We start from the raw sequence: 20,488 nt of genomic DNA, 5'->3' as shown, positions 1-20,488 counted from the left end.
GGTCAGGTCCGGAAGGTCGCCACGGTCGCCCGCAGCTCGCCGGCCATCCGGGCCAGCTCGTCCACGGCGACCTGGCTCTGGCCCAGGGCCTGCGTCGTCGAGCGCGCCGCCCCGGAGACGCCGTCGATGTTGCCGGTGATCTGCGCGGTCCCGGCCGCGGCACCGGCCACCGACCGGGACATCTCGTTGGTCGTCGCGGTCTGCTCCTCCACGGCCGAGGCGATGGTCAGCTGGTAGTCGTTGATCTGCTCGATGACCGTGCCGATCCGGCCGATCGCCTCGACCGCGCCGCCGGTGTCGGACTGGATGGCCTCGACCCGCCGGGTGATCTCCTCGGTGGCCCGGGCGGTCTCCTGCGCCAGCTGCTTGACCTCGTCGGCGACGACGGCGAACCCCTTGCCCGCCTCGCCGGCCCGTGCGGCCTCGATGGTGGCGTTGAGCGCCAGCAGGTTGGTCTGGCCGGCGATCGCCGAGATCAGCTTGACCACGTCGCCGATCTCCTGGGACGAGGCGCCCAGCCGGGCGATGGTCTCGTTCGTGGCGGCGGCCTCGCTGACCGCCCCCGCGGCGACCCGCGCGGCCTCGTTGGCGTTCTGCGCGATCTCCCGGATCGAGGCGCCCATCTGCTCGGCGCCGGCGGCCACGGTGGCCACCGACCGGGACACCTCCTGCGCGGCGGTGCTCGCCGCGCCGGACTGCCCCGACGTCTGCTCCGCCGACGCCGAGATCTGTGCGGCCGACGCCGCCAGCTCGGTGCTGGCGGCCGCGACCGCCGCGGCCGAGGTGACCACCGAGCCGATGACCTCCCGCAGCGAGGTCTGCGCCCGCAGCAGGGTGCGGCCCATCTGGCCGATCTCGTCGGTGCCGCGGACACCGAAGTCCGCGGTCAGGTCGCCGTCGGCGAGGGCCTCCAGGCCCCGCTTGAGCCGGCCCACCGGCCGGACCACCGACAGGTAGGTGGCCTTGCCGACGCGGGCGACGACGGCGAGGGCGACCAGCGCGACGAGCGGGCCGACCCAGGTGGTCACCAGCAGGGTGCGGTCCAGGGCGGCCTGCGCGGTCGCGCGGTCGGCGCCGAGCGCGTCGGCCACCTGCGCCACCGCCTTGCCGGCGGTGTCCTCGGCGGCCTGCACCTCGGTCCACCGCGGCCGGGCGGCGTCCTGGTCGGCGACGGCGTCGTCCACGAAGCCGACCACGGTGCGCGCGTAGTCGGTGACGGTGCCGGCCAACCCCTCGACCAGCGGCCGGGCGGCGGAGTCGGCGGGGAGGGCGTCCAGCTGCGCCACCAGGTCGTCGACCTGGCCGGACAGCGCGGCCACCTGGTCGCGCTGGCTCTGCGGGTCGGCGCGGACGAGGGCCTCGTAGGCCTCCACCTGCAGGTCGCTGGTCCGGTTGCCCAGCTCCAGGACGGCGGTCCGGGCCGCCGTCAGCGCCTCCAACCGGGTCGAGGACGCCGCGATGGCTGCGTTGCCGACCACCAGGGCGGCGAGCAGCCCGCCGACCGCGGCGAGCACCACCCCGCCCAGGAACAGGGCCTTGAACCGCAGGGACCGGTAGGCGAGCCCCCGCTTGCGCCGGACCTGCCGGCCGCCCTCGACCACCGTCTCGGTCACCACGTGAAGGTGCCCACCGTCGTGCGCAGCTCCCCCGCCATCCGGGCCAGCTCGTCCACGGCCACCCGCGTCTGCCCCAGCGCCTGGGTGGTGGAGTCCGCGGCGGTGGACACGCCGGTGATGGTGGCGGCGATCTCGGTGGTGCCGCCGGCGGCCTCGGCCACGCTGCGCGACATCTCGTTGGTGGTCGCGGTCTGCTCCTCGACCGCGCTGGCGATGGTCAGCTGGTAGTCGTTGATCTGGCCGATCACCTCACCGATCCGCCCGATCGCGGCCACCGCACCCCCGGTGTCGGCCTGGATCGCCTCCACCCGCCGCGCGATGTCCTCCGTCGCCCGGGCGGTCTCCTGCGCCAGCTCCTTCACCTCGTTGGCCACCACCGCGAAGCCCTTGCCCGCCTCACCGGCCCGGGCCGCCTCGATCGTGGCGTTGAGCGCCAGCAGGTTCGTCTGCTCCGCGATGGAGGTGATCACCTTCACCACGTCACCGATCTCCTTCGACGACAGCCCCAGCTTCTGGATCGTCTGGTTGGTCTCCTCCGCCTCGGTCACCGCCTCGGCCGCCACCCGCGCGGCGGCGTTGGCGTTCTGCGCGATCTCCCGGATCGACGCGCTCATCTCCTCGGCGCCGGCGGCCACCGTGGCCACGGAACGGGAGACCTCGTCGGCGGAGCCGGACACGACCCCGGACTGGGCGCTGGTCTGCTCGGCCGAGGCCGAGATCTGCGCCGCCGAGGCCGACAGCTCCTCGCTGGAGGCGGCGACGGCGTCGGCGGACCCCACCACCGAGGCCATCAGCGACCGCAGGTTGGTCTGCGCGGTGGCCAGCGCCCCGGCCATGCGGCCCAGCTCGTCCCCGGAGTGCACGGTGGGGGCGACGGTGAGGTCACCGCGCTCGAGCGCCTCCAGCGAGGCCTGCACCGAGCGGACCGACCGCCGGATCCCGCGGACCACGGCCCAGGCCAGCGCCGACCCGAGGGCGACCATGAGCACCAGCCCGACCACCAGCGTCCACACGGCCCGGCCGGCCTGCGCGTCGGTCTCGACGATCTGGGTGGCGGCCTCGGTGCTGGAGCGGTCGGACTCGGCGGAGAAGTCGTCCATGACGGCGTCCACGGCCGCCTGCAGCGACCCGGTCAGCACGATCGCCACCCCGGCGTCGTTGCCCGCGTCGGCGGCCGGGACCAGCTGCTGGTCGGCGATCGTGTAGTAGGTCTGCAGGTCCGAGCGGAACTGCGCCCAGGCCGACGGGTCGATGGCGTACTGGCCGTAGTCCTCGACCTTGGCGTCGAGGTCGGTGCGGCGCTCGGCCAGCTCGGCCGTCATCGTGGCCCGCTGGTCCTCGTCGAGCAGCGCGTAGCCGGCGTAGCGGGCGCGGTCACCCTGGTAGGCGCGCTGCAGCTCGCCGAGGGCCACCAGCTGGACGATGTGCCCGTGGTAGAGGTCGTTGGCCTCCGCCCGCAGGTAGGACAGCCGGGACAGCGCCACGCCGCTGAGGGCGGCCGCCATCACGCAGACGACGGCGACGATGGCGCCGATCTTGACGGAGACGGATCGGTCGGTGAACCAGCGCACGGTGGACTCCTGACGACGCCGGCCGGGTGCCGGTCACAGGCGTCACAACGGTCACGCCCGTCACACCTTGAGCCGCTCCGGGGCGATGTCACCGAACCGCGTCCCGACCTGTGGGTCACCGCCCGACGGCGGTCGACACGTCGACGGTCCGCTCAGCCCTCCCGGGGCGGGCCCTTGACCCCCAGCACCGGGCACTCGACGTCGAGCAGGATGCGCTGCGCCGCCGAGCCCATCAGCAGCTTGCCCACCGCCGAGCGCTTCTTCAGGCCGATGACCAGCAGTTCTGCCTCCGTCTCCGCGCAGACCGCGGCCAGCTCCTCGGCGACGTCGCGCCCCCGGACGGGCTGGCGGACCTCGGTGCGCAGCCCGCTGGTGGCCAGCTCGTCGTGGAGCGCGCGCAGCTGGTCACCCCGGAGGAACTCCTCGTCGACCAGGGCGTCCCCGCGGGAGGTGTTGACCACCACCAGCAGCGCGTCGCGGCGGTGCGCCTCCAGCAGCGCGTGCTCCAGGGCGGCCCGGCCGCGCGCGTGGGGCACGTAGCCCACGACGACGACGGCCACCGCCGGACCTCAGCCCTCGAGGGCCGCGGCGAGGTCCGTCAGCAGGTCGCGGACCCCGTCCAGGTCGGCCACCCGCAGCTGCGCGGCGGTCTCGCCGTCGCCCACCTTGACCGTGGTGCCGTCGGCGGCCAGGGCCCGGAAGGCGTCCTCGTCGGTCACGTCGTCGCCGAGGTAGAGCACGCCGTCGGCACCGAGCTCCTCGGCCAGCCGGCGCACCGCCGTCCCCTTGTCCGCGTCGGTGACGGCCAGCTCGAGCACGTCCTTGCCGGGCTTGGCGGTGTGGTGCGGACCGGCGGCCGCGGCGGCGCGCTCCAGCAGCGCGGTGGCGGCGGCCCGGTCGACGACCGTGCGCACGTGCACGGCGACCGCGGCGGGCTTGACCTCCAACCGGGCGCCCTCGACCGCCTCCACCAGGGGGCCCAGGGCCTCGACCAGCAGGTCCCGCTCGGCGGCGACCGCCGGGTCCAGGCCGGCGTCGGTCTCGGCGCCGTGGCTGCCGACGAAGCGGAACGGCTCGCCGAACCCGGACGTCGTCCGCAGGTCCTCGACGCCGCGGCCGCTGACCAGGGCGACGGTGACCCCGTCGGCGGCGGCCAGCCGGCGCAGCAGGTCCAGGGCCCACGGCTCGGGCACCGCCTCGCCGGGGGCGTCGCGCAGCCGGGCCAGCACGCCGTCGTAGTCGCTGGCCACCAGCAGCGGACGGCGCCCGGCGAGCTCGCGGACGGCGGTGGTGACCGGGCCGGTCACTGCGCCTCCGCCTGCAGCGCGGCGAAGAACGACCCCGCCCAGTGCTCCAGGTCGTGCTTGGCCAGGTGGCGGCGCATCGCCTTCATGGCCTTGGCCGACTCGGCCGGCTCGGCCCGCAGCGCCCGCAGGAGCTGCTTCTTCACGCCGTCCTTGTCGTGCGGGTTGACCAGGTAGGCCTGCTTGAGCTCGGCGGCGGCGCCGGCGAACTCGCTGAGCACCAGGGTGCCGCCGTTGTCGCTGCGCGCGGCGACGTACTCCTTGGCGACCAGGTTCATCCCGTCGCGGTACGGCGTCACGAGCATGACGTCGGCGGCCCGGTAGAGGGCGGCGAGCTCCTCGCGGGGCATCGACTGGTTGAAGTAGTGCACCGCGGGACCGCTGGTGGAGCCGAACACGCCGTTGATGTGCCCGACCTGCTGCTCGATGGTCTCGCGCATGGTCACGTAGTGCTCGACCCGCTCGCGGGAGGGCGTGGCCACCTGCACGAACACCGTGGACGGCGCCTCGACCAGCTCGTCCTCCAGCAGCTCCAGGAACACCTCCAGCCGGACGGCGATGCCCTTGGTGTAGTCCAGCCGGTCGACGCCGAGGATGACCTTCTCGGGGTTGCCCAGCTCCTGGCGGATCTCCTGCGCCCGGGCCACCACCTCCGGCCGACGGGCCAGGGACTCGAAGTCGGCGACGTCGATCGAGATCGGGAACGCCTTGGCGGTGATCGTGCGCCCGTCGTAGGAGATGGTGCTGCCCTTGGCCGGCAGGTCGTGCAGCCGGCGGGCCAGCTGGACGAAGTTCGACGCGCCTGCCGGCATCTGGAACCCGATCAGGTCGGCGCCGAGCAGGCCCTCGACGATCGCGTAGCGCCAGGGCAGCTGGGTGAACAGCTCGTAGGGCGGGAACGGGATGTGCAGGAAGAACCCGATGGTCAGGTCGGGGCGCAGCTGCCGCAGCATCGCCGGCACCAGCTGCAGCTGGTAGTCGTGCACCCAGACGATCGCGCCCTCGGCGGCGACCTCGGCGGCCTTCTCGGCGAACCGCCGGTTGACCTGCACGTAGGCGTTCCACCAGGTGCGGTGGTACTCCGGCTTCTCGACGACGTCGTGGTAGAGCGGCCAGAGCGAGGCGTTGGAGAAGCCCTCGTAGTAGAGGTCGACGTCGTCCTCGCTCAACCCGACCGGGACCAGGTGCATGCCACCGGACTCGAACGGCTCGGGCGCGTCGCCGGCCTTGCCCGACCACCCCACCCAGGCGCCGCCGCGACCGGCCACGAAGGGCTCGAGCGCGGTGACCAGGCCACCGGGGCTGCGGGTCCAGCTGACCGAGCCGTCGGCGGCGACGACCTGGTCCACCGGCAGCCGGTTGGCGACCACGACGACGGGGCTCTCGGACCTCTGCTTGTCACCCATACCGTGGCCGACCCTACTGAGCACCGGGGCGCCCCGCAGGTCAGCGGACGGCGCCGTACCCGATCGCGGCCGTCGCGAGCCCCAGCAGCAGCGAACCGCCCAGGTAGGCCAGTGCGCGGGCCACCCGGCGCTCCTCCACCAACCGGACGACGTCGAAGCCGAAGGTGGAGAAGGTGGTCAGCGCGCCGCAGAACCCGGTGCCGACCAGCGCGACGACCACCGGGCCCAGGCCGCGGGCCCCGGCCACCACCCCCAGCACCAGGCTGCCGACGACGTTGACGACGAGGACCCCGACGACGCTGCCCGCCCCGCGCCACCGCACCGCGGCCCGGTCGGCGGCCAGCCGCAGCGGCGCCCCCACCAGCGCGCCCAGGGCGACCCACAGCGCGGTCACGACCGGTCCTCCCCGGCCTCGAGGTCGGCGGCCACGGGTTCGGCGGCCCCCGCGGCCCGCCGGCCCACCAGCAGGCCCGCGACCACCGCGGCCAGCCCACCCACCGTGCTGACCAGCACGTACGCCACCGCCACCAGCCAACGACCGGCGTCGACCAGGTGCACGGCATCGACGGCGAAGGCGGAGAACGTGGTGTAGCCACCCAGCACCCCGGTGGCCAGGAACGGCCGCAGCCACGGGTGGTCGGGGAACCGGGCCAGCAGGACGGCGAGCAGCACCCCGATGGCCAGGCAGCCGGTCAGGTTGACGGTGACCGTGGCCCAGGGCCAGCTGCCGGGGGTGTGCGGCAGCCCGAGCGAGACGCCCCAGCGGGCCAGCGCGCCGAGGGCACCCCCGAGGGCCACCACCAGGTAGGTCACCCCCGGGAGCCTGCCACCCGTGGGGTATCGGAAGCTCCACCCCACGCATCGGCCCGGAACAGGGGTGCAAAGCTTCCGATACCCGTCGTCGGAGGGCGGCTCGGGGGACGGAGCGGACGACGAGGGGCGGCAGCGTGGCCGGACCGTTGCAGGGTGTGCGGGTCGTGGAGTTCGCTGGGCTGGGCCCGGGGCCGTTCTGCGGGATGCTCCTGGCCGACCTGGGGGCCGACGTCGTCCGGGTCGACCGCCGGTCCCGCGCCGGCGGGCTGGTCGGCTCGCTGGGCGCGACGTCGCTGCTGGACCGCGGCAAGCGCTCGATCGCCCTGGACCTGAAGGACGACGGCGACCTGGCCGTCGTCCGCGCGCTGGTCGGCCGGGCCGACGTGCTGCTGGAGGGCTTCCGCCCCGGCGTCATGGAGCGCCTGGGCCTCGGGCCGGAGCAGGCGCACGCGGCCAACCCGGCGCTGGTGTACGGCCGGATGACCGGCTGGGGCCAGACCGGTCCGCTGGCCCACACCGCCGGGCACGACATCGGCTACATCGCGCTCACCGGGGCGCTGGGGGCCACCGGCCGGCCGGGCGAGCGGCCGGCGCCGCCGCTGAACCTGCTCGGCGACTTCGGCGGCGGCGGGGTGTTCCTGGCCCTCGGCGTGGTGGCCGGCCTGCTGCACGCCCGCGCCACCGGGGAGGGCCAGGTGGTGGACGCGGCGATCGTCGACGGCACCGCCGTCCTCACCACGATGATCCACGGGATGCTCGACGCCGGTGCCTGGACCGACGAGCGCGGGAGCAACCTGCTCGACACCGGCGCCCCGTTCTACGACGTCTACGCCTGCGCGGACGGCGTGTTCCTGGCCGTGGGCGCGCTGGAGGAGCAGTTCTACGCCGCACTGCTGGACGGTCTGGGGCTGACCGGGGACCCCACGCTCCCCGACCGCACCGACCCGGCGGCGTGGCCGGCGCTGCGGGCGCGGTTCACCGAGGTCTTCGCCCGTCGCACCCGCGCGGAGTGGTGGCAGGTCTTCGCCGGCACCGACGCCTGCGTCGCGCCGGTCTGGTCGCTGCGGGAGGCCACGGCCGACCAGCACGTCCGCGAGCGCGGGGTCTTCGTGGAGGTGGACGGCGTGGTGCAGCCCGCCGTCGCCCCGCGGTTCTCCGCCACCCCGGGCGAGGTCGGCCGGGTGCCCGCCGTCGGCGAGCACGGCGAGGAGATCCGGGCCGAGCTCGGGCTGTCGTAGGACCCGGCCGGGCGGGGGAGTGGCCACCGCCCGGCCGGAGCATCAGGAGGGGCTGAGCGCGGAGAGCGCCTTGTCGGCGTGCGCGCTGAACCGGAACTCGCTCTTGATCACGTCGCGGACCCGGCCGTCGGTGCCGATGACGACCGTGTGCCGCTTGACCGGGGCGGCCTTCCAGCCGCGGTTCGTGCCGTAGGCGGAGCACACCGCACCGTCGGCGTCCGAGAGCAGCGGGTAGTCGAAGCCGTTGCCCTCGGCGAAGGCCTTCTGCTTCTCGACGCTGTCCTGGCTGATGCCCACGCGCTGGGCGCCCACCTCGGCGAACCGGGCGGCCTCGTCGCGGACGGTGCACATCTCGGTGGTGCAACCACCGGAGGACGCGAGCGGGTAGAAGAACAGCACCACGGGGCCGTCCTGCAGCATCGTCGACAGCCGGCGGGGGCGGCCGTCCTGGTCGGGCAGCTCGAAATCGGGCGCGACGTCACCGGTCTTCATGACCCTCCTTCGTGCTGGACGTCCCCCATGGTTCACGTGGAACAGGTTCCCCGCACCCGACCGGTGGCGGACACGCTGGGAGGATGGCCGCGTGAACACCCCGCTCGTGGCGCTGGCCAGCGCGCTCGCGCTGGTGCTGGCCGCCCTCGGCGGTCTGTCCACCGCTCTGCGCCGGCGCACCGGCCTCGCGCACCTGGCCGCCGCCGGGGCACTGGAGGTCGTGCTGCTGCTGCAGCTGGCGCTGGTCGCGGTGGCGATGGCCGGGGGGCAGCGGCCGCCGGAGACCGCCACGTTCCTGGCCTACCTGATCAGCGTGGTGCTGGTCCCGGTCGCCGGTGTGCTGTGGGCGCGCAGCGAGCCCACCCGCTGGGCGGGGACCGTGCTCGCCGTGGCCGGGCTGGTCGTGTCGGTCATGGTCTGGCGGCTGCTTCAGCTGTGGGAGGCCACCGGTGGCTGACCGTCTCGGGGCGCCGGCCGCCGAGCCGTCCGGCGCCGGCGGCGCCGCCCGCGGCCCCGGCCGGGTGCTGGTCGCGGTCTACGGCACCTTCGCCCTCGCCGCCGGCGCCCGGGCCGCCGTCCAGCTGGCCGTGCAGTTCGACGAGGCGCCCCTGGCCTACCTGCTGTCGGCCTTCTCCGCGGTGGTCTACCTGGTGGCCACGGTGGGCCTGGCCCGCGGCGGTCGGGGGGGCAGGCGCACCGCGGTCGTCGCGTGCGTCGTCGAGCTGGTCGGCGTGCTGGTGGTCGGCACGCTGTCGCTGGTGGACCGGGCCGCCTTCCCCGACTCCACCGTGTGGTCGGTGTACGGGCAGGGCTACGGGTTCATCCCGCTCGCCCTGCCCGTCCTCGGGCTCCTCTGGCTCCGGCACCTGGCCGACGTCGAGGCCGACGTCGAGGCCGAGGCCGACGCCGACGCCGACGCCGACGCCGACGCCGACGCCGACGAGGGTCCGCCGCCCCCTCACCCGATCGACGGACCCGGGGACCCGGAGCGCCGCCGGTAGGATCCCCGCGTGCCTCCGGCCCCCGAGTCCGCCGGCCCCGGCGTCCCCCCCGAGGCCGCAGCCGTCGTCGCGGACGCCGCCGCCGGCGCCGAGACCGGCCGCGGCCGGGAGCACCAGGCCGGCGCCGTGGGTGCGGCCACCGCCGTGGTGTCGCAGTCCGGCGACCGCGCCCGGTCGGCGCTGCCCGGGGTGCTCGCCGACGTCCCGGTCGCCGTCCTGGTCATCGACCAGACCACCGGCACCGTGGTCTACGCCAACACCGCCGCCGTGGAGCTCGCCGGCGACGTCCGGCTGCCGGTGCCGATCGACGAGTGGGGGACCGCGGCCGGCCTGACCGACCTGGGCGGGCAGCCGCTGGCCAGCTCGAGCAGCCCGCTGTCGCTGGTCGCCGAGGGCACCCCGGTGGCGGGGGAGGCCGTCCGGCTGACCCCCGGCGGGCGCACCCTGTGGGTCACCGGGTTCCCGCTGTCCGCCGAGCCGACCGACGACCGGCTGGCGCTCGTGGTGTTCCTGCAGGTCGACGTCGATCCGGACGGCGACGAGGCCCAGCTGCAGGCGCTGCGGGAGCGCGCGGTGCTGGCCACCGACATCTCCTTCACGATCAGCGACCCGCGGCGGGAGGACCACCCGCTGGTCTGGGTCAACCCGTCCTTCAGCCGGGTCACCGGCTACTCCTACGAGGAGTCGGTGGGGCGCAACTGCCGGTTCCTGCAGGGCCCGACCACCGACCCCGCGGCGGTGGAGGCGATCCGCCGGGGGCTGGCCGAGCGGCAACCGTTCACCGTGACGCTGCTCAACCACCGCAAGGACGGCACCGCGTTCTGGAACCAGCTGGCGGTCAGCCCGGTCTTCGACGGCGCCGGGGAGCTGGTCAGCTACGTCGGCGTGCAGACCGACGTCACCGAGCGGGTGCGGGTCGAGCACGAGCGCGAGGCAGCCTTCGCCGCAGAGCGGGCCGCCCGCCGGGACGCCGAGCGGGCCCAGGCCGTCGCCGAGCAGGCCCGCGCCGACGCCGAGCAGGCCCGGGCGGACGCCGAGCTCGCCCAGGAGCGGCTGGGCCTGATGGCCGAGACGACCAGCTCGCTGAGCGCCACCCTGGACATGACCGAGCTGCTGGACCGGCTGGCCGACCTGTGCGTGCCGCTGCTGGCCGACTGGGTCTTCGTCACCGTCGTCGACGACCACGGCGCCGTGCAGGAGACCGCCGCCCGGCACCGCCGCGGCCTGCCCGACGAGCTGCGCGCGATCAGCTCCGAGCACGCGCTGCACCTCACGCCGGGGTCGCCCAGCCGCCGGGCGATGGAGACCCGGCAGCCGGTGCTGCTGGCCGCAGTCACCGACGAGCGCCTGGACGAGGTGTTCGCGCAGGAGTCGACCCGCGAGGCGTTCCGCCGCCTGGGCGGGCGCGCGGTGCTGGCGGTGCCGATGGTCGCCCGTCGGCGGGTGCTCGGCGCCGTGGCGCTGATCCGGCAGTCCGAGGACCGCCCCTTCGACGACCACGACGTCGAGCTGGTCCAGGACCTCACCCGCCGGGCCGCGCTGGCCCTGGACAACGTGCGGCTCTACCAGGCCGAGCACCAGGTCGCGGAGACCCTGCAGCGGTCCCTGCTCCCGCAGCTGCCCGTCATCCCGGGCGTCACGTCGGCGGCGCACTACGTCAGCGCCTCGACCGCCGCCGACGTGGGCGGCGACTTCTACGACCTGCTGCTGCTGCCCGACGGCGCCGTGGGCGTGGCCATCGGCGACGTGGTGGGGCACGACGTCGCCGCGGCGGCCGCGATGGGCCACCTGCGCGGGCTGCTGCGCGCCTGCGTGTGGGACGCCGTCGACCCCGACCCCGCCGCCGTGCTGAGCCGGGTCGACCGGCTGGTGCAGGGGCTGCACGTGGCGTCGATGGCGACGATGACCTACGTCCGGGCCGAGCCGGCGGCGGGGGAGGGCCGGCCGTGGCGGGTGCTGGTCGCCAGCGCGGGGCACCCGCCGCTGCTCCTGCGCCTGCCCGAGGGCGGGGTCCGCGTGCTCGACGAGGCCGCCGGCCTGCTGGTCGGGGTGGACGCCGGCACCCGGCGCTCGACCGTGGCGGTGCAGGTGCCGGCCGGCACGGTGCTGGTGGGGTACACCGACGGGCTGGTCGAGCACCCCGGCGCCGACCTCGACGAGGGCATCACCGCGCTGGTGCGGCGGCTGGCCGGTGCCCCGGTGGGCGCGGGGCCGGAGGAGCTCATCGCGCACGCGGTGGAGACCGACCTCGACCGGCGGGACGACGTCGCCCTCATCGCCGTCCGCCTCGGCTGACTCACCCCACCCCACCTCCAACCCACCTCCGACCCAGCCGTCGATCGACGGTCATCGATCATTCCGGGCGCGGAGTGGTCGACCAGCGTCGATCGACGGCCCCGAGGGTCGGTGCTATGTGCCCGGCGGCGGGACGACGGCGGCCTGCAGCCCGTAGGCGCCGCGGTGGAAGACCAGCGGGGTGCGCTCCGCCGTGGCGCCGAGGTCGAGCACCCGGCCGACGACGATGGTGTGGTCGCCGCCGTCGTGCTCGGCGTGCAGCGCGCAGTCGATCCAGGCCACCACGCCGTCGAGCACCGGGGAGCCGTGGGCGCTGGGCGACCAGCCCACCCCGGCGAACTTGTCGGTGCCCGACCGGGAGAACTGGGTGGACAGCGCGTGCTGGTCGTCGGCCAGCACGTTGACGCAGAACCGGCCGATGGCCCGCAGCCGCGGCCAGGTGGTGGAGCTGCGGGCCGGGGCGAAGCTGACCAGCGGGGGGTCCAGGGACAGCGAGCTGAACGACTGGCAGGTGAACCCGATCGGGCCGGACTCCTCCACCGCGGTCACCACGGTGATCCCGGAGGCGAAGTGGCCCAGCACGTCCCGCATCGTGCGGGGGTCGACGATCTCCTGCGGCTCGGTCATGCAGCGATCTTGCCCCGCCTCACCCCTGGCCGCCGATGTTGAACATCCAGGGGGTGCCGAAGCGGTCGGTGCACGCGCCGTACTCGTCACCCCACATCTGCACGGCCAGCGGCGTCTGCACCTCGGCGCCCTCGGAGAGCTGCGCCCACCAGCCGCGCAGCTTCTCGGTGTCGGTGCCGCTGATGCACACCGTCGTCCCGGCGGCCTTCTCGAAGCCCATGCCGGGGCCGGTGTCCGAGCCCATGAGCAGGATGCCGTCGGGGGTCTCGAGCTGGCCGTGCATCACCCGCTCGGCGTCCGGGCCGTCCATGCCGAACTCGCCGAACGTGTTGATGGTCAGGGTGCCGCCGAGGATGCGCTGGTAGGTCTCCATCGCCTCCCGGGCGGTGCCGTCGAAGGACAGGTAGGGGCAGAGGTTCGCGGTCATGCCAGCAGGACGGCCGGCGTCGGGGGAACTCATCGGAGGAAGGCACCGAGTGCGCCGCCGAAGCCGCCCTCGCCGGACTGCTGACCCGAGCCCTGGCCGCCGACGGCGCTGACCGGCGGCTCCTCCGACGCCTGGACGACGACGAAGCCCTGGCCGTGGAAGGACAGGGTGAACCGCTCGCCGGTGGTGCGGCCGATGAGCGTGCCCAGGCCGAAGGAGTCGTTGGACTGCAGGCCGGTCTGCAGCGAGGAGGACCAGGCGACGGCGGCCTGCGGGTCGGCGTAGGTGGGCTGGTCGACCGCCAGCACGACCGGCTGGCCCTTGGTGGTGATCGCGATCCGCCCCACGCCGGTGAACACGCAGTTGAACAGGCCGGCGTTGCCGCCCATGCCGGCGCCGGAGACCCGCCGGATGTCGTAGGAGAGCGTGGGGTCGAAGGCCAGCACGTTGGCGCCGTTGATGGTCAGCCCGTCGGAGCCGTCGAGGTCGATGACGTGCACGTCCTGCGCGGCGTCGGCGAGGAACAGGTCGCCCTGGCCGCGCACCTTCATCAGCGGCACGCCCTCGCCGGTGAGCTTCTGCTTGAGGAACCCGCTGATGCCCCCGGAGCCCATCGCGTCGAACTGCAGGTTGCCCTGGTAGGCCACCATCGACCCGGCCCGGGCGAACACCTCGCCGTTCAGCCCGACGCGGCACATCTTGCCGCCCTGCTTCTGGATCCCGGTCGCCTGCTGCTCGGCGTACTCGGGGGCGAACAGCTCGCTGCGCATGGTGCTCTCCTGCTCCTCCGGGGGTCTGCCGCGGCCATGATGTCGGCTCCGGCTCCGCGTGGCTACGGTCGCGGGATGACGAGCCCGGAGCTGGACCAGCTGCTCACCACCGCGGCCGGCGCGGCGGACCCGGGCGGTGGGTTCGGCTACCTCGACGAGGACGGTCGGCGCACCCCGGGGAAGGTCCCGGAGACGTGGATCAACGCACGCATGACCCACGTGTTCGCCCTCGCCGCGGCGTGGGGCAGGCCCGGGGCCGCCGAGCTCGCCGAGCACGGCCGGGTGGCGCTCACCGGGCTCCTGCGCGACGACGTGCACGGCGGCTGGTGGCCCGACGCGCACCGGGCCGGCCCGAAGCAGGCCTACGTGCACGCGTTCGTCGTCCTGGCCGGCGCGACCCTGGCCCGGGTCGGGCTGCCCGGGGGCGCCGCGCTGCTGGACGAGGCCCTGGCGGTGTGGGACGAGCACCTCTGGGACGAGGACGCCGGCGCCGCGGTGGAGGAGTGGGACGCCGCCTGGACCACGTGCGCGGACTACCGGGGCGCCAACGCCAACATGCACGGCGTCGAGGCCCAGCTGGCCGCCGCGGACGCCCTGGACGCGCGGGGGGACGACGGCCGGGCAGCACAGCTGCGGCAGCGGTGCGTGCGCACCGCGCAGCGGTTCGTGGGGGAGGCCCGGGCGCGGGACTGGCGGCTGCCCGAGCACTTCGACGCCGGCTGGGCACCGCAGCCGCACTACAACCGCGACACCCCGGCCGACCCGTTCCGGCCCTACGGCGTGACCGTCGGGCACCAGTTCGAGTGGGCACGGCTCGTCGCGCAGCTGGGCACCGTCCTCGACCTGCCGGCCGACCTCGCCGCCGCCCCGGGGGAGCTGTACCGGGTGGCCGTCGAGCGCGGTGAGTCCCCGGACGGGCACCCCGGCTTCGTCTACACCCTGGACTGGGACGACCACCCCGTCGTCCCGGCCCGGATGCACTGGGTGATGGCCGAGGCGCTGGGCGCCGCCGCCGTCCTGGGGGCGCTGACCGGCGACCCGCGGTACGGCGCGGACCACGAGCGCTGGTCGGCGCAGGTGGAGCTGCTGCTCCGCGACCCGCGCACCGGCAACTGGCACCACGAGCTGACCCCCGAGGGCCAGCTGGGGCACACCACCTGGACCGGCCAGCCCGACGCCTACCACGTCGTCCAGGCCCTGCTGCTGCCCCGGCTGCCGGTGACCGGCAGCGTGGCCGAGTCCGTGGTCCGTGCCGTTCCACGTGGAACGGCCTAGCCGACCGCCACTGCGTGGAACTGCGCCTCGGCGTCGAGCACCGCGGAGTACCAGCGGTCCAGGTCCGCGTCGGGCACCTCGGGGCCGATCCGGTCGACGTCGTCGCGCAGCGCGTCGACCTGACCCAGGAAGGCCGGCTCGGCGTGCAGCTGCACCCAGGCCTGCAGGTCGGGGTCCCGGGGGACGTCGACGGCGGCGGCGGCGGTGCACCAGCGGGCGTACATCGTCTCGGCGGCGTACATCCCGACCACCGCGGCGGCCCGGCCACCGTCGGCGACCTGCGCGAGCACGACGTCGGCCAGCACCGCACCGCGGGACAGCACGCCGTCGACGTCGGCCGGGTCGACCGGGTGCCGGCCGCGCAGCCCGGCGAAGTAGTCCCGCTGGTCGGTGACCAGATTGGTCAGCGACCGGGCGTGCGGCAGCAGCTCGTCCCACGTCGGGGACTCCCACACCACCCGACCCAGCACCCGCGAGGCGGTGAGCACGAAGGCCTCCTCGACGAGCAGGTAGCGGGCCAACGCCTCGTCGGCGAGGGTCCCCTCGGTCACCTGCCGCACGAACGGGATGTCGCAGGCGGCGTCCAGCGCCTCCGCCTGCCGCTCGAGCAGCGCCGCCGCCCGGCTCACGAGCGGGTCAGCCAGCGGACCAGTCCGTCCCAGAGGTCGGCGTAGCCCGGCCACTGCTCGCAGAACTCCGGCGGCGCCCAGTGCGGGGAGCAGTCGGAGGTGAACACCCCGGCCCGGCCCGAGCCGTACTCGTCCAGGGCCACCAGCGGGTCCTCGCCCACCAGCGCGGGGACGGCGGCACCCGCGCGGGCGACCACCCGGTTGTAGCCCAGCAGCAGCGGCCAGTCCTCGCCGGCACCGCCGAGGGCGGGGTGCCCTGCGTCGGTGACCACCGGCGAGATGCCCGCGGGGGCCTCGACCCGGTCGTCCTCGGCCAGCATCTGCACCGGGAGCACCTCGGCGATCGCGGTCTGGCGGAACGCCGCCCGGGCCTGGAAGCCGGAGAAGGACAGGTAGCCGCCGACCATCAGCAGCGCACCGCCGGCGCCGACCCAGTCGCGCAGCGCGCCCAGCCGGTCGGCGCCGGGGACGAACCGGTCGAACACCCCGGGGGAGAGCTGGATGGAGTTGGCGCCGATGTCCGACAGCACCACCAGGTCGTAGGCCGACAGCGCCGCCGCGTCGTCGGGGAAGCCGGTGGGCACCAGGTGGCCGGGCAGGTGCACGACCTCGTGCCCGCGGGAGGTCAGCGCGTCGCGCAGCGGACCGACGCCCTCGACGTAGGAGTGCACGGAGAACTCGTCCACCCCCTTCACGTGCGTCGAGGTGGTCATCCAGCTCTCGCCGGCGATCAGGATCCGGGCCACGTCAGCGTCCTCTCGGTGCGCGCTCGAACAGCGCGCGGGGGTTGGCGGTCATCAGGGCGGTCACCACGTCGTCGTCCAGCCCGCTGCGGCGCAGCCGGTCGGCGAAGACGACGGGGACGTAGGCCAGCCCGTTGCCGCCGTGGCGGCTGAGCATGGCCTTGAGGAACAGGTCGTGCGAGAGCAGCAGCCGGTCGCCGTGCCCGGCCGCGACCAGGGCGGTGACGGCGTCGGCACTCTCGGTGGGTGAGGGCGACTGGCCCTCGCCGGGGTAGTCGTAGGGCATCCCGACCATGTCGAACTCCAGCACCGCGCCTCGGTCGGCGACGGCGAGCTGGTAGTCGCGGTCGGCCCCGGAGGGGTCCATGTGGCACAGCACGACGGCCCCGGGATCGACGCCCTCGGAGTCCAGGACGACGTCGAGCACCTCGTGGGCGCGCCGCTGCCAGCCGGGCAGGTGCACGAAGAGCGGGACGCCGACCTCCCGCTGCGCCCGGCAGGCCGCGCGCAGCGCCGTCCGCTCGTCCGGGGTGAAGGCGGGGGAGACCCCGATCTCGCCGATGACGCCCGGCCGGACGTCGTGGCCCGAGGTGAACTCGGCCGCCAGCTCGGCGGCCAGCTGGTCGGCGGTGGAGACGGCGACGTGCGGCGGGTGGGTGGCCTGCAGGTACCAGCCCGAGCCCATCACCACCTGCGCCCCGGTGGCCTCCGACAGCGCCCGCAACCGGCCAGGGGCGCGGCCGATGCCCGGCGGCGTCAGGTCCACCACGGTCGCGCCGCCCACGGCGGCGAACCGCCGCAGTTCCACGGCCATCGCCACGTCGTCGTCGAGCCGGCAGTTGTCGGCGTTCTCGTACGGGTGGTCGGACAGCAGCCACGCCAGGTCCGCGGAGACCGGGGCGTCCAGCAGGTCCCGCAGCCGCGGGTCCGGGGACGGCCGGAAGGCGACCGAGATGTCGTTGGCCAGGTGCTCGTGCGGCAGCACCAGGCCCAGGTCGGCGGAGTCGACGTCACCGGTGACGGTGCGGACGGCGGTCATGGGCGCCGCGTCAGCCGCTGCACGAACCAGGCCAGGTCGCGACCGCGCAGGTTGACCCACACCACCAGGACCAGCACGGCGCCCGTGATGATCGGCGTCAGGTACGGGCTGACGGACAGCAGGGTGAGTCCGTTGGCGATGATCTGGGTCAGCAGCGCTCCGATCAGGGTCCCGACGATGGTGCCGCGGCCGCCGAGCAGGCTGGTGCCGCCCAGCACGACGGCCGCGATGACGGTGAGCTCGAAGCCCTGCGCGCTGTTGGCCGAGCCAGACCCCAACCGGGCCGCGATGAGGAGCCCGGCCAGGCCTGCGGCCAGGCCGGAGAACCCGAGGGCGGCCATCGTGACGAGCTTGACGTTCACCCCGGCCCGGCGGACGGACTCCGCCGCCGCGCCGATGCCGATCACGTACTGGCCGAACCGGGTGGCGTGCAGCAGCACCAGGCCCAGGACGACGACCGCCAGTGCGATCCATGCAGTGGCCGAGAAGCCCAGCCAGCGCGCCGTCCCCAGCTTCGCGACGAAGGTGGTGGAGGCGATCGGTACCGAGAAGCCCCCGGTCTGGAACAGCGCCAGGCCACGGACGACCGACAGCGTGGCCAGCGTGACGATGAAGGCCGGGATGCCCTGGTAGGCGGTGAACCAGCCGTTGACCAGACCCCAGCCCAGGCCCATGAGCAGGGCGGCGACCATGACCAGTGAGGAGTCCCAACCGGCGACCAGCAGCTGGGCGGAGATCGCCGCCACGAAGGCGACGATGGAGCCCACGGACAGGTCGATCTGCCCGGCGGTGATCACGAAGGTCATCGCCACGCCGACGATGAGCACCGGCCCGACCTGGGTGGCCAGGTTGGACAGGTTGGCGAAGGTCAGGAACGCGCTGTCGGCCGCGGCGAAGAAGACGAACACCGCCAGGGTCACCCCGGCCATCACCAGGGTGGCCTTGTTGGTGCGCTCCCAGATCGAGCGCTGCCGGGCCAGTCGCTGGGCGCTCGGTCCGGCCGGGGCCTCCGGCGGGGTCTGGGTCGTGCTCATGCCCGGCTCCCTTCGGTGCGGGTCGGGGTCGGGGTCGGGGTACGGGTGATGAGGCCCACCAGCGTCTCGATGTCCAGGTCGGCGATGGCGGCGTCGTCGACGCTCTGGCCCTCGTACATCACGGTGATCCGGTCGCAGACCCGGAACAGGTCCTGCAGGCGGTGGGTGATGAGGATGACGCCGACGCCCTGGGCGGCGACGTCGCCGATCAGCTTCAGCACCGACTCCACCTCGGCGACCGCCAGCGCGGCGGTGGGCTCGTCGAGGATGAGCACGTCGGGGGCGAAGGAGACCGCGCGGGCAATGGCGACCGTCTGCCGCTGACCACCGGACAGCGTGCCGATCTCCTGGTGGGTGCTGGTGACCTTCACGTGCAGGTCGGCCAGGATCCGGGCGGCCTGCTCGTGCATGGCCTTCCGGTCGATGAACGGCCCGCGCTTGGGCTCGCGGCCCAGGAACAGGTTGCTGGCGACGTCGAGGGTGTCGCACAGCGCGAGGTCCTGGTAGACGATGCCGATCTTCTTGGCCTGCGCGTCGGCCGGCGTGGCGAACCGGACCGGCTCACCGCTCACCCGGATCTCGCCGCCGTCGTGCTGCACGGCGCCGGCGAGCACCTTCATGAGCGTGGACTTGCCGGCCCCGTTGTCCCCCACGAGACCGAGGACCTCGCCGCGGCGCAGGGTCAGGTCGACGCCGCGCAGCGACTTCACCGGCCCGTAGGACTTCGTGATCCCGGACAGCTCGACGAGCAGTTCGCCGGCGGCGGTCGGTCCCGTGGGGGTCATGGGTCAGCCCTCCAAGTAGAAGGTGTAGTCGTCGACGTTGTCGGGGGTGACGATCTCGGTGGGCACGGGCTGGTCGCGCTCGACCGGGTTGCCGCAGGCCAGGTCGATGGCCGACGCCATCGCGTGGTAGCCGAACTCGAAGGTCTGCTGCTGCACGACACCGGTGATCCAGCCGTCCCGCAGACCCTGCACGGCGGGGTCGGAGAGGTCCCAGCCGACCACGTCGACGCGGTCCTGAGCACCCTGGCCGCGGACGGCTGCGGCGACACCGATGAGGGCGGGCTCACCCGTGGCGTAGACGTAGCGCAGGTCCGGGTTGCCGGTCAGCAGGTTCTCCGCGGCCGACTGCGCCGTCTCCTGCACGTTCTTCCCGTCGACGACGGTGCCCACGGTCATCCCGCCGGCGGTGACCGCGTCGGTGAAGCCCTGCTGGCGCTCGAGCTGGATGGTGGAGTTCAGCGCGCCGACGATGCCGACCTCGCCCTCGCCGCCGGACTGCTCCAGCAGCGCCTGGCCGATCTGCGCCCCGCCCTCGGAGTTGGCGGTGCCGACCTGGGCGTCGACGCTCGGGTCGTCGACGACGGCGTCGACGGCGACCACCGGGATGCCTGCCGCGTCGGCCGCCTGCACGGAGGGCTTGATGCCCTCGGTGTCGATGGCGTCGACGATGATCGCGTCGACCCCGCCGGCGACCAGGGTGTCGATCGCGTTGGCCTGGGTGACCGAGTCGTCGTTGCCACTGATGATCTGCAGGTCGACGCCGTACTGGTCGGCCATCGCCTGGGCAGCGGAGTTGATCTGGTTGAAGAAGAGCGCCTGCAGGTTGATGGTGACCAGCCCGATCTTGAACGGGTCGGCGGCCGCCTGCTCGCAGCCGGTGGGCTGCACGCTGGACGCCGGCAACGAGGACGCCGACTGGCTGCTGGGCGCCGCGGAGTCGGCGGCCGAGCCGCTGTCGCACGCGGTGAGGGCGAGCAGGCAGGCGCCTGCCGCGAGGGCGAGTGGGCGACGCTTCACGGGTTCTCCTCGGGATGGGTGGGCGGGGCGGGGCAGGACGGGTGGTGCGTCAGGGGGTGGGCGCCAGCTGGTCCAGGGCTGCGGTGACCTGGTCGGGGGACGGCGCAGCGCGAGCGCCCTCCCGGGTGCAGGACAGGCTGGCCGCGACGCCGGCCCGGGTGGCGGCGTGGACGGGCGGCAGGCCCGCGGCGAGACCGGCGAGGTGGGTGCCGACGAAGCAGTCCCCGGCGCCGGTGTCGTCGACGACGTCGACGGCCAGCGCGGGCCCGACGGCGTGGCCCGACGGCCCCGACAGCTCCCAGCCGTCCGCGCCGTCGGTGACCACGAGGGTGGTGGCGGGCCCGCGGTCGGCGGCGGTGAGGCCGAGCAGCCGGGTCAGCCGGGTGCGGCCGACGACGACGTGGTC

23 protein-coding genes are annotated in these 20,488 nt (G+C 74.5%); 5 read left to right on the top strand and 18 right to left on the bottom strand.

Annotated features, from left to right (window positions below):
* Positions 1–2: 2 nt before the first annotated feature.
* The 7 genes from NH342_RS04810 to crcB all read right to left on the bottom strand — a co-directional run bounded on the left by NH342_RS04810 (position 3) and on the right by crcB (position 6,710).
* The gene (locus NH342_RS04810; protein WP_253011986.1) at positions 3–1,613 is read right to left on the bottom strand and encodes a methyl-accepting chemotaxis protein; all 1,611 of its coding nucleotides are present in this window, start codon (positions 1,611–1,613) and stop codon (positions 3–5) included.
* A complete protein-coding gene (locus NH342_RS04805; RefSeq protein WP_253011983.1) occupies positions 1,610–3,187 on the bottom strand; it encodes a methyl-accepting chemotaxis protein in 1,578 nt (525 codons plus the stop codon). The genes NH342_RS04810 and NH342_RS04805 overlap by 4 nt, the downstream gene beginning before the upstream one ends.
* Before the next feature lie 152 nt (positions 3,188–3,339).
* Positions 3,340–3,747: a universal stress protein gene (locus NH342_RS04800; protein ID WP_253011980.1), complete on the bottom strand. Its 408-nt coding sequence runs from the start codon at positions 3,745–3,747 to the stop codon at positions 3,340–3,342.
* 9 nt (positions 3,748–3,756) lie between these two features.
* Positions 3,757–4,494, bottom strand: a complete 738-nt coding sequence (gene otsB / locus NH342_RS04795) for a trehalose-phosphatase (protein WP_253011976.1) — start codon at positions 4,492–4,494, stop codon at positions 3,757–3,759.
* Positions 4,491–5,897, bottom strand: a complete 1,407-nt coding sequence (locus tag NH342_RS04790) for a trehalose-6-phosphate synthase (protein WP_253011972.1) — start codon at positions 5,895–5,897, stop codon at positions 4,491–4,493. The genes otsB and NH342_RS04790 overlap by 4 nt, the downstream gene beginning before the upstream one ends.
* A gap of 40 nt (positions 5,898–5,937) precedes the next feature.
* Positions 5,938–6,291: a CrcB family protein gene (locus NH342_RS04785; RefSeq protein ID WP_253011969.1), complete on the bottom strand. Its 354-nt coding sequence runs from the start codon at positions 6,289–6,291 to the stop codon at positions 5,938–5,940.
* Entirely contained in the window at positions 6,288–6,710 is a 423-nt protein-coding gene (gene crcB / locus NH342_RS04780; RefSeq protein WP_253011966.1) for a fluoride efflux transporter CrcB, read from the bottom strand. The genes NH342_RS04785 and crcB overlap by 4 nt, the downstream gene beginning before the upstream one ends.
* A 134-nt stretch (positions 6,711–6,844) precedes the next feature.
* On the opposite strand from crcB, the gene NH342_RS04775 reads away from it, so the two are divergent.
* Positions 6,845–7,948 carry a CaiB/BaiF CoA-transferase family protein gene (locus tag NH342_RS04775; protein ID WP_308200609.1) on the top strand — a complete coding sequence of 368 codons (1,104 nt, stop codon included), beginning with the start codon at positions 6,845–6,847 and terminating at the stop codon, positions 7,946–7,948.
* Between the two features lie 42 nt (positions 7,949–7,990).
* Here NH342_RS04775 and NH342_RS04770 read toward each other — a convergent pair whose 3' ends face one another.
* Positions 7,991–8,440: a peroxiredoxin gene (locus NH342_RS04770; RefSeq protein ID WP_253011960.1), complete on the bottom strand. Its 450-nt coding sequence runs from the start codon at positions 8,438–8,440 to the stop codon at positions 7,991–7,993.
* Between the two features lie 91 nt (positions 8,441–8,531).
* Here NH342_RS04770 and NH342_RS04765 point away from each other — a divergent pair, with 91 nt between their 5' ends.
* From NH342_RS04765 to NH342_RS04755, 3 genes are read left to right on the top strand one after another with little or no spacing between them, the layout of a single operon-like run.
* A complete protein-coding gene (locus tag NH342_RS04765) occupies positions 8,532–8,897 on the top strand; it encodes a hypothetical protein (RefSeq protein ID WP_253011956.1) in 366 nt (121 codons plus the stop codon).
* Positions 8,890–9,441: a hypothetical protein gene (locus NH342_RS04760; RefSeq protein ID WP_253011953.1), complete on the top strand. Its 552-nt coding sequence runs from the start codon at positions 8,890–8,892 to the stop codon at positions 9,439–9,441. Before NH342_RS04765 ends, NH342_RS04760 begins: the two co-directional genes overlap by 8 nt.
* Before the next feature lie 9 nt (positions 9,442–9,450).
* Complete coding sequence (locus tag NH342_RS04755; protein WP_253011950.1) at positions 9,451–11,736, top strand: SpoIIE family protein phosphatase; 2,286 nt, start codon at positions 9,451–9,453, stop codon at positions 11,734–11,736.
* A gap of 114 nt (positions 11,737–11,850) precedes the next feature.
* On the opposite strand, the gene NH342_RS04750 is transcribed toward NH342_RS04755, so the two are convergent.
* Genes NH342_RS04750 through NH342_RS04740 form a run of 3 tightly spaced genes read right to left on the bottom strand, consistent with a single transcriptional unit; the run spans position 11,851 to position 13,560 of the window.
* Positions 11,851–12,363, bottom strand: a complete 513-nt coding sequence (locus NH342_RS04750) for a flavin reductase family protein (RefSeq protein WP_253011947.1) — start codon at positions 12,361–12,363, stop codon at positions 11,851–11,853.
* Between the two features lie 19 nt (positions 12,364–12,382).
* Positions 12,383–12,790 carry a VOC family protein gene (locus tag NH342_RS04745; RefSeq protein WP_253011944.1) on the bottom strand — a complete coding sequence of 136 codons (408 nt, stop codon included), beginning with the start codon at positions 12,788–12,790 and terminating at the stop codon, positions 12,383–12,385.
* A gap of 29 nt (positions 12,791–12,819) precedes the next feature.
* A complete protein-coding gene (locus tag NH342_RS04740; protein ID WP_253011942.1) occupies positions 12,820–13,560 on the bottom strand; it encodes an AIM24 family protein in 741 nt (246 codons plus the stop codon).
* A gap of 75 nt (positions 13,561–13,635) precedes the next feature.
* Here NH342_RS04740 and NH342_RS04735 point away from each other — a divergent pair, with 75 nt between their 5' ends.
* Entirely contained in the window at positions 13,636–14,835 is a 1,200-nt protein-coding gene (locus tag NH342_RS04735) for an AGE family epimerase/isomerase (RefSeq protein ID WP_253011939.1), read from the top strand.
* Here NH342_RS04735 and NH342_RS04730 read toward each other — a convergent pair.
* The 7 genes from NH342_RS04730 to NH342_RS04700 form a co-directional block, all read right to left on the bottom strand.
* On the bottom strand, positions 14,832–15,464 hold the full coding sequence (locus NH342_RS04730; protein WP_253011936.1) for a TenA family protein: 633 nt from the start codon (positions 15,462–15,464) through the stop codon (positions 14,832–14,834). The two genes, NH342_RS04735 and NH342_RS04730, sit on opposite strands and share 4 nt — an antisense overlap.
* Positions 15,461–16,210 (bottom strand): glutamine amidotransferase, encoded by a 750-nt coding sequence (locus NH342_RS04725; RefSeq protein WP_253011932.1) that lies wholly within the window; start codon positions 16,208–16,210, stop codon positions 15,461–15,463. Before NH342_RS04725 ends, NH342_RS04730 begins: the two co-directional genes overlap by 4 nt.
* A 1-nt stretch (position 16,211) precedes the next feature.
* Positions 16,212–17,246, bottom strand: a complete 1,035-nt coding sequence (locus NH342_RS04720; protein WP_253011929.1) for a phosphotriesterase — start codon at positions 17,244–17,246, stop codon at positions 16,212–16,214.
* Entirely contained in the window at positions 17,243–18,280 is a 1,038-nt protein-coding gene (locus NH342_RS04715; RefSeq protein ID WP_253011927.1) for an ABC transporter permease, read from the bottom strand. The genes NH342_RS04720 and NH342_RS04715 overlap by 4 nt, the downstream gene beginning before the upstream one ends.
* Positions 18,277–19,065, bottom strand: coding sequence for an ATP-binding cassette domain-containing protein (locus NH342_RS04710; protein WP_253011924.1), 789 nt, complete (start codon positions 19,063–19,065; stop codon positions 18,277–18,279). The genes NH342_RS04715 and NH342_RS04710 overlap by 4 nt, the downstream gene beginning before the upstream one ends.
* A 3-nt stretch (positions 19,066–19,068) precedes the next feature.
* A complete protein-coding gene (locus tag NH342_RS04705) occupies positions 19,069–20,082 on the bottom strand; it encodes a substrate-binding domain-containing protein (protein ID WP_253011922.1) in 1,014 nt (337 codons plus the stop codon).
* A 49-nt stretch (positions 20,083–20,131) separates the two neighbouring features.
* Positions 20,132–20,488 (bottom strand): carbohydrate kinase family protein (locus NH342_RS04700; RefSeq protein ID WP_253011918.1); only part of this gene is annotated, 357 nt, incomplete at its 5' end.

The sequence above is a fragment of the Klenkia sp. PcliD-1-E genome (genome assembly GCF_024124375.1).
In the GTDB taxonomy this organism is placed as follows: domain Bacteria; phylum Actinomycetota; class Actinomycetes; order Mycobacteriales; family Geodermatophilaceae; genus Klenkia.
This window is presented reverse-complemented; position numbering and strand designations above follow the sequence as displayed.